Raw genomic sequence first — 406 nt, 5'->3', positions numbered from 1 at the left:
TAAAATCCAGCATAAAAGTATATCCAAAATCCAGCAAGAAACCAGCCAAAAAAATTCATCAAGCATCAGCATAAAACACGTACCCCTACAACACCTATGACGCCCTGAACCGCCAGCTCATCGCCGACGGTGTCAATAAGAGTAGCGCTGTTGACGGCCAAGGCCAGGAAATCTATGACATCGCCATCAGCGACACCCAGGGTCACCAGTTTGCCTATGATGGAGAAGGGCGCCGCACCCTCGACCGCAGCTATACCAAAAAAATCGTCGTCGGTGCAGGTAACCCGGCCAGCGGCTATGTAGACGAAACTTATCGCTATGACATCATAGGACGATTAGACACCACCACCCGTGATGGCATGATCATCGACCAAAGGCGTTACACCGCCAATAGCCAATTGGAACG

1 protein-coding gene is annotated in these 406 nt (G+C 50.5%); it reads right to left on the bottom strand.

The window, feature by feature from the left end; all coding sequences use genetic code 11:
• Window positions 1–65: 65 nt before the first annotated feature.
• Window positions 66–206: a hypothetical protein gene (locus ACO0LF_RS31520; protein ID WP_423021360.1), complete on the bottom strand. Its 141-nt coding sequence runs from the start codon at window positions 204–206 to the stop codon at window positions 66–68.
• Window positions 207–406 lie beyond the last annotated feature (200 nt).

Source organism: Undibacterium sp. Di27W (genome assembly GCF_049340345.1).
GTDB lineage: Bacteria > Pseudomonadota > Gammaproteobacteria > Burkholderiales > Burkholderiaceae_D > Undibacterium.
The sequence above is the reverse complement of the archived record's forward strand: the minus strand, read 5'-3'. Positions and strand labels throughout refer to the sequence as shown.